At 63.1% G+C, this 6,534-nt stretch carries 5 protein-coding genes and 1 rRNA gene; 1 reads left to right on the top strand and 5 read right to left on the bottom strand.

The genetic code is table 11. The features are described from left to right. Window positions 1-285: 285 nt before the first annotated feature. Window positions 286-1,807 (bottom strand): 16S ribosomal RNA (locus BN976_RS14230). Between the two features lie 355 nt (window positions 1,808-2,162). Next, a complete protein-coding gene (gene murA, locus BN976_RS14225) occupies window positions 2,163-3,416 on the bottom strand; it encodes a UDP-N-acetylglucosamine 1-carboxyvinyltransferase (protein ID WP_011781479.1) in 1,254 nt (417 codons plus the stop codon). Window positions 3,417-3,498: 82 nt separating this feature from the next. Between murA and BN976_RS14220 the strand changes: the two genes are divergently transcribed. Then, complete coding sequence (locus BN976_RS14220) at window positions 3,499-4,074, top strand: cob(I)yrinic acid a,c-diamide adenosyltransferase (RefSeq protein WP_011781480.1); 576 nt, start codon at window positions 3,499-3,501, stop codon at window positions 4,072-4,074. 45 nt (window positions 4,075-4,119) lie between these two features. Here BN976_RS14220 and BN976_RS14215 read toward each other — a convergent pair whose 3' ends face one another. The 3 genes from BN976_RS14215 to atpD all read right to left on the bottom strand — a co-directional run bounded on the left by BN976_RS14215 (window position 4,120) and on the right by atpD (window position 6,528). Beyond that, window positions 4,120-4,566, bottom strand: coding sequence for a DUF2550 domain-containing protein (locus BN976_RS14215; protein WP_036371556.1), 447 nt, complete (start codon window positions 4,564-4,566; stop codon window positions 4,120-4,122). A gap of 6 nt (window positions 4,567-4,572) precedes the next feature. Next, window positions 4,573-4,938, bottom strand: coding sequence for a F0F1 ATP synthase subunit epsilon (locus tag BN976_RS14210; protein ID WP_011781482.1), 366 nt, complete (start codon window positions 4,936-4,938; stop codon window positions 4,573-4,575). 162 nt (window positions 4,939-5,100) lie between these two features. Next, on the bottom strand, window positions 5,101-6,528 hold the full coding sequence (gene atpD, locus BN976_RS14205; RefSeq protein ID WP_011781483.1) for a F0F1 ATP synthase subunit beta: 1,428 nt from the start codon (window positions 6,526-6,528) through the stop codon (window positions 5,101-5,103). Between the last annotated feature and the right edge of the window lie 6 nt (window positions 6,529-6,534).

Below are 6,534 nucleotides of genomic sequence, written 5' to 3'. Positions count from 1 at the left end.
ACCACTATCCACAAATCAAACACCACACCCCACCACCAAAGCAGGGCAACAACACGCCGACCCCGCCAACGCGGAGCCACCCCCGAAAGGGCACGGGCCTGTTGTCTCAAAGCCCAATAGTGTGTCTGATGATTTCCTCGCCGGCATTTCCCCACCGGCTCGCCAAGTTTGTCATTTGCACCAGACCCTGAAACCCACTACAGGCCAGGGCCATCTTCACGAATCGCTTGAATCACCGAACCCCCACACGATGTGGGCGGGCTCAAGTCTCGTGGTGCTCCTTAGAAAGGAGGTGATCCAGCCGCACCTTCCGGTACGGCTACCTTGTTACGACTTCGTCCCAATCGCCGATCCCACCTTCGACGGCTCCCTCCCACAAGGGGTTAGGCCACCGGCTTCGGGTGTTACCGACTTTCATGACGTGACGGGCGGTGTGTACAAGGCCCGGGAACGTATTCACCGCAGCGTTGCTGATCTGCGATTACTAGCGACTCCGACTTCACGGGGTCGAGTTGCAGACCCCGATCCGAACTGAGACCGGCTTTGAAAGGATTCGCTCCACCTCACGGCATCGCAGCCCTTTGTACCGGCCATTGTAGCATGTGTGAAGCCCTGGACATAAGGGGCATGATGACTTGACGTCATCCCCACCTTCCTCCGAGTTGACCCCGGCAGTCTCTCACGAGTCCCCGCCATTACGCGCTGGCAACATAAGATAAGGGTTGCGCTCGTTGCGGGACTTAACCCAACATCTCACGACACGAGCTGACGACAGCCATGCACCACCTGCACACAGGCCACAAGGGAATACCTATCTCTAGGCACGTCCTGTGCATGTCAAACCCAGGTAAGGTTCTTCGCGTTGCATCGAATTAATCCACATGCTCCGCCGCTTGTGCGGGCCCCCGTCAATTTCTTTGAGTTTTAGCCTTGCGGCCGTACTCCCCAGGCGGGGTACTTAATGCGTTAGCTACGGCACGGATCCCAAGGAAGGAAACCCACACCTAGTACCCACCGTTTACGGCGTGGACTACCAGGGTATCTAATCCTGTTCGCTCCCCACGCTTTCGCTCCTCAGCGTCAGTTACTGCCCAGAGACCCGCCTTCGCCACCGGTGTTCCTCCTGATATCTGCGCATTCCACCGCTACACCAGGAATTCCAGTCTCCCCTGCAGTACTCCAGTCTGCCCGTATCGCCCGCACGCCCACAGTTGAGCTGTGAGTTTTCACGAACAACGCGACAAACCACCTACGAGCTCTTTACGCCCAGTAATTCCGGACAACGCTCGGACCCTACGTATTACCGCGGCTGCTGGCACGTAGTTGGCCGGTCCTTCTTCTCCAGGTACCGTCACTTGCGCTTCGTCCCTGGCGAAAGAGGTTTACAACCCGAAGGCCGTCATCCCTCACGCGGCGTCGCTGCATCAGGCTTGCGCCCATTGTGCAATATTCCCCACTGCTGCCTCCCGTAGGAGTCTGGGCCGTATCTCAGTCCCAGTGTGGCCGGTCACCCTCTCAGGCCGGCTACCCGTCGTCGCCTTGGTGAGCCGTAACCTCACCAACAAGCTGATAGGCCGCGGGCCCATCCCACACCGCAAAAGCTTTCCCCAACCAGACCATGCAGCCAGAAGGGTGTATTCGGTATTAGACCCAGTTTCCCAGGCTTATCCCAAAGTGCAGGGCAGATCACCCACGTGTTACTCACCCGTTCGCCACTCGAGTACCCCGAAGGGCCTTTCCGTTCGACTTGCATGTGTTAAGCACGCCGCCAGCGTTCGTCCTGAGCCAGAATCAAACTCTCCAAACAAAAACCCCCACACCCAAAGGGCGCAGGCAGAATCCGAAATCAGAGAAATCCGATCATCAAACAAGACACCAAAACTGGCATCAAAAAACAACCCACCCCTAAACGGGAAAAAGAGGCAGGCCAAAAAACAACAAACAAAAACCACCAAACACACTATTGAGTTCTCAAACAACAGACCAGATTTTGTCGGTTACCCCTTTTCAGGGCAACCCTGCCAGCTTAAACTATCTTCGCCAGCGAGTCAAACTTCTGTGTTCCGCGTTTCCGCGGCGACTTCATAAGATTAGAACTCGCGTTCTTTCGAAGTCAAATCCGCTGGTCAGAGGCTTGCACGTCTCTCACTGCGGGACTAGGACTAGTTTACCCGCTCGATCTCCGCGCCCAGGCTGACAAGATTCTCCACGAACTTCGGATAGCCGCGGTCGATGTGGAAGACGTCGTGCACCTCGGTGTCACCGTCGGCCACCAGGCCGGCCAGCACCAGCCCGGCGCCGGCACGGATGTCCGACGACCACACGGGCGCGCTGGACAACTGCGGGATCCCCCGGACGACGGCGTGGTGGCCGTCGGTGCGGGCGTCGGCCCCGAGCCGGATCATCTCTTCGACGAATCGGAAGCGGGCTTCGAAGACGTTCTCGGTGATCATCGACGTACCGTCGGCGACCGCGGCCAGCCCGATCGCCATCGGCTGGAGATCTGTCGGGAAGCCGGGGAACGGCAGGGTTGCGACGTTGACCGCTTTCGGGCGCTCGTACTGCACCACCCGGAACCCGTCGTCGGTCTGCGTCACCGTGGCGCCCGCGTCGTGCAGTTTGTGCAACACGAGCTGCAGGTGCGCCGGGTCCACCCCGGTCACCGAAATGTCCCCGCGCGTCATCGCGGCCGCTATCCCCCACGTCGCCGCGACGATCCGGTCGCCGATCACGCGATGTTCGGTCGGATAGAGCCGGTCGACGCCGGTGATGGTCAGAGTCGACGATCCGGCGCCGGTGACCTGGGCGCCCATCTGGTTGAGCATCGTGCAGAGGTCGACGACATCCGGTTCCCGGGCGGCGTTGTGGATCGTCGTGACCCCCTCGGCCAACACCGCGGCCATCAGGATGTTCTCGGTCGCGCCGACAGAAGGGAACTCCAGCTGTATCTCGGCTCCGCGCAGATGATCGGCCTCGGCAACCACGCAACCGTGCTCGATGTTGCAGCGCGCACCCAGCTGCCGCAGGCCGGCCTGGTGCATGTCGAGGGGTCGGGATCCGATGGCGTCTCCGCCCGGCAGCGCCACCTTCGCCTTCTTGCACCGGCCCACCAGCGGGCCCAGCACACACACCGATGCCCTGAACTGCCGTACCGCGGCGAAGTCGGCGTCGTACTTCGGTTCGTCCGGCGACGTGATCCGCACCACATCGCCGTCGAGTTCGACGGTGGCCCCCAGGCCGCGCAGCACTTCGGCCATCAACGGCACGTCCAAGATGTCGGGACAATTGGTGATGGTGCTCGTGCCCTCCGCGAGCAGTGCCGCTGCCATCAACTTCAGGACGCTGTTCTTGGCGCCCCCGACGGCAACTTCGCCTGATAACCGGCCACCACCGGTCACCACGAAACGCTCGCTCACGCCAGTCAGTGTAAACAGCCCGCACGGCCCCGACGGACTACCGAGCCGTGGGGGTTGGACACATCCCGGTACCGTTTCGGGCATGGCAGTGCACCTGACGCGGATATACACGCGGACCGGCGACGATGGCACCACCGGACTCAGCGATTTCAGCCGGGTTTCGAAGAACGACGCACGGTTGGCGGCCTACGCCGACTGTGATGAAGCCAACGCCGCTATCGGCGTCGCGGTGGCATTAGGCAGCCCCGGCGAGCAAATTCTGCCGGTGCTGCGGCAGATCCAGAACGACCTGTTCGATGCGGGGGCCGACCTGTCCACACCGGTCGTGGAGAACCCGGAGTATCCCCCGCTCCGAATCGGACAGAGCTACATCGACAGGCTGGAGAAGTGGTGCGATGAGTTCAACGAACCGCTGCCGGCACTGAATTCGTTCATTCTGCCCGGCGGCACCCCGCTGTCGGCTCTGTTACATGTCGCCCGCACCGTGACGCGACGGGCTGAGCGCTCGGCGTGGCACGCCGTGGAAGCGCACGGCGACTCCGTCAGCATGCTCCCCGCCAGGTATCTCAATAGGCTTTCCGACCTGCTGTTCATTCTGTCGCGGGTGGCCAACCCGGACGGCGACGTGCTCTGGAAACCTGGCGCGCAGGGTCAGTAGCTGCCCGAGACCGGAGGGCTCAGTAGCAACCCGAGTCAGGACGACTCAGTAGGACCTCCGCCGCGCCCGTGGAGACGGCCGCGATTCCAGCCATGACGTGAACGCTGTCAAGGCGCCACGATCCAGTGCGATCTCATATCCGCGGCCCCGTTCCGGACCGGTGTCCCGCAGCTCCAGCACGACGATCTCGTCGGTCATGATGTCGAATTCGTCGCCGCGTGGCGCACGCCGCGAGACCACTTCCAGGCCGCGGCGAGTCAAGGTCCGGTCCGGCCACCACCGCAGGCTGGACAGCCGATAGAAGCCGGCTTCACCACCGCGGTACCGCATCACCCCGTGCCGCCAACCGTGGCCGGCGACAGCAGGAACGTCACGCAGAATCGCTGCCGTGCCGCCGACCTGCCTGAGCTTCCACAACCGATAACTCAGGGCGACGACAACGAGGAGGAGCACACCGACGAGCGCGACCATGAACAGCATGGGCGCGCTCATCGGCGGTCAGTCCAGTTGGCCCAGGGCGCGCAGCCGCGCGCGACCCCATGCCGCGGTCCGCTCGTCGTCGGACTCGGAATCCTGCTTGGCCGCATCGGCGTCGATCTCCGACTCCAGCTCCGCGTTCTCGACCAGGATGCGGACGGCCTCTTCGGTCACGGACAGGAAACCGCCGTCCACCGCGATCCGTAGGTCGTCCTCACCCTCGCGCTCGACGCGCACCATCGCATCGTCGACCAGCTGCGCCACCAGCGGGATGTGCCGCGGCAGGATGCCGATCTCCCCGGCGGTGGTACGGGTGAACACGAACGTCGCATCACCCGACCACAGCTCGCGCTCCACGGCGACGATCTCGACGTGCAGTTCAGCCACGGCGCACCACCTTTCGCGTCAAGGAACGGGGCTCAGCCAATCCATTCTTCGCGCATGCGCTCATCGGTGCTCGATGGTTCTTCGCGCAAGCGCTCATCGGTGCTCGATGGTTCTTCGCGCAAGCGCTCATCGGTGCTCGATGGTTCTTCGCGCAAGCGCTCATCACAGCTTGGCGCCGAGGCTCTCGGCCTTCTTCGCCAGGTCGTCGAGACCGCCGATGAGGAAGAACGCCTGCTCCGGCAGGTGATCGAAATCGCCCTTGGTCAGCTTGTCGAAGGCCTCGATGGTCTCCTTCAGCGGCACGGTGGACCCCGGCTGGCCGGTGAACTGCTCGGCCGCCATCATGTTCTGGCTCAGGAATCGCTCGATGCGGCGGGCGCGCTGCACCAGCTGCTTGTCCTCTTCCGCGAGCTCATCGATGCCAAGGATCGCGATGATGTCCTGAAGGTCCTTGTAGCGCTGCAGGATTCGGATGACTTCCTGGGCGACGCGGTAGTGCTCGTCACCCACCACGGCGGGGTCGAGGATCGTCGACGACGATGCCAGCGGATCCACCGCAGGGAAGATGCCCTTCGAGAACACCGCACGAGAAAGCTCGGTGGTGGCATCGAGGTGCGCGAACGTGGTGGCCGGGGCCGGGTCGGTGTAGTCGTCGGCGGGCACGTAAACGGCCTGCATCGAGGTGATCGACTTACCGCGCGTCGAGGTGATGCGCTCCTGCAGCTCACCCATCTCGTCGGCCAGCGTGGGCTGGTAACCCACGGCGGACGGCATACGGCCGAGCAGCGTCGACACCTCGGAACCGGCCTGGGTGAACCGGAAGATGTTGTCGATGAACAGCAGCACGTCCTGGCCCTGCTCGTCACGGAAGAACTCCGCCATCGTCAGCGCCGACAGCGCGACGCGCATACGCGTGCCCGGCGGCTCGTCCATCTGACCGAACACCAAAGCGGTGTCCTTGAGCACGTTCGCGTCCGCGAGCTCGACCCACAGGTCGTTGCCCTCGCGGGTGCGCTCACCGACGCCGGCGAACACAGAGGTACCACCGAAGTTACGGGCGATACGGTTGATCATCTCCTGGATGAGCACCGTCTTGCCCACGCCGGCACCACCGAACAGGGCGATCTTGCCGCCGCGGACGTACGGGGTGAGCAGGTCGACGACCTTCAGACCGGTCTCCAGCATCTCGGTACGCGGCTCGAGGTCGGCGAAGGCCGGTGGCTTGCGGTGGATGGACCAGTGCTCGAAGTCCTTGCCGTAGCCCGGCTCGTCGAGGCAGTCGCCGAGGGCGTTGAAGACGTGGCCCTTGACGCCGTCACCGACGGGCACCGAGATCGAGGTGCCGGTGTCGGTCACCTCGACGCCGCGGACCAGGCCGTCGGTCGGCTGCATCGAGATGGTGCGCACCAGGTTGTCCCCGAGGTGCTGCGCCACCTCCAGCGTCAGGGTCTTCGACAGATCCTTGTAGGAGATCTCGGCGTGCAGCGCGTTGAACAGTTCGGGTACGGAGCCACGCGGGAACTCCACGTCGACCACGGGGCCGGTGATCCGAACGACGCGGCCGGCAGTCTTTTCGGCGGTAGCTGTCATTTCCTC

Source organism: Mycolicibacterium austroafricanum (assembly GCF_000612725.1).
In the GTDB taxonomy this organism is placed as follows: domain Bacteria; phylum Actinomycetota; class Actinomycetes; order Mycobacteriales; family Mycobacteriaceae; genus Mycobacterium; species Mycobacterium austroafricanum.
Note: the sequence above shows the minus strand (reverse complement) of the source record. Positions and strands in the feature narration are given on the sequence as shown.

Coding starts and splice junctions, on each gene's coding strand:
- BN976_RS14220 (WP_011781480.1), top strand. CDS start 3,499: ATGGCAGTGCACCTGACGCGGATATACACGCGGACCGGCGACGATGGC.
- BN976_RS14215 (WP_036371556.1), bottom strand. CDS start 4,566: ATGAGCGCGCCCATGCTGTTCATGGTCGCGCTCGTCGGTGTGCTCCTC.
- atpD (WP_011781483.1), bottom strand. CDS start 6,528: ATGACAGCTACCGCCGAAAAGACTGCCGGCCGCGTCGTTCGGATCACC.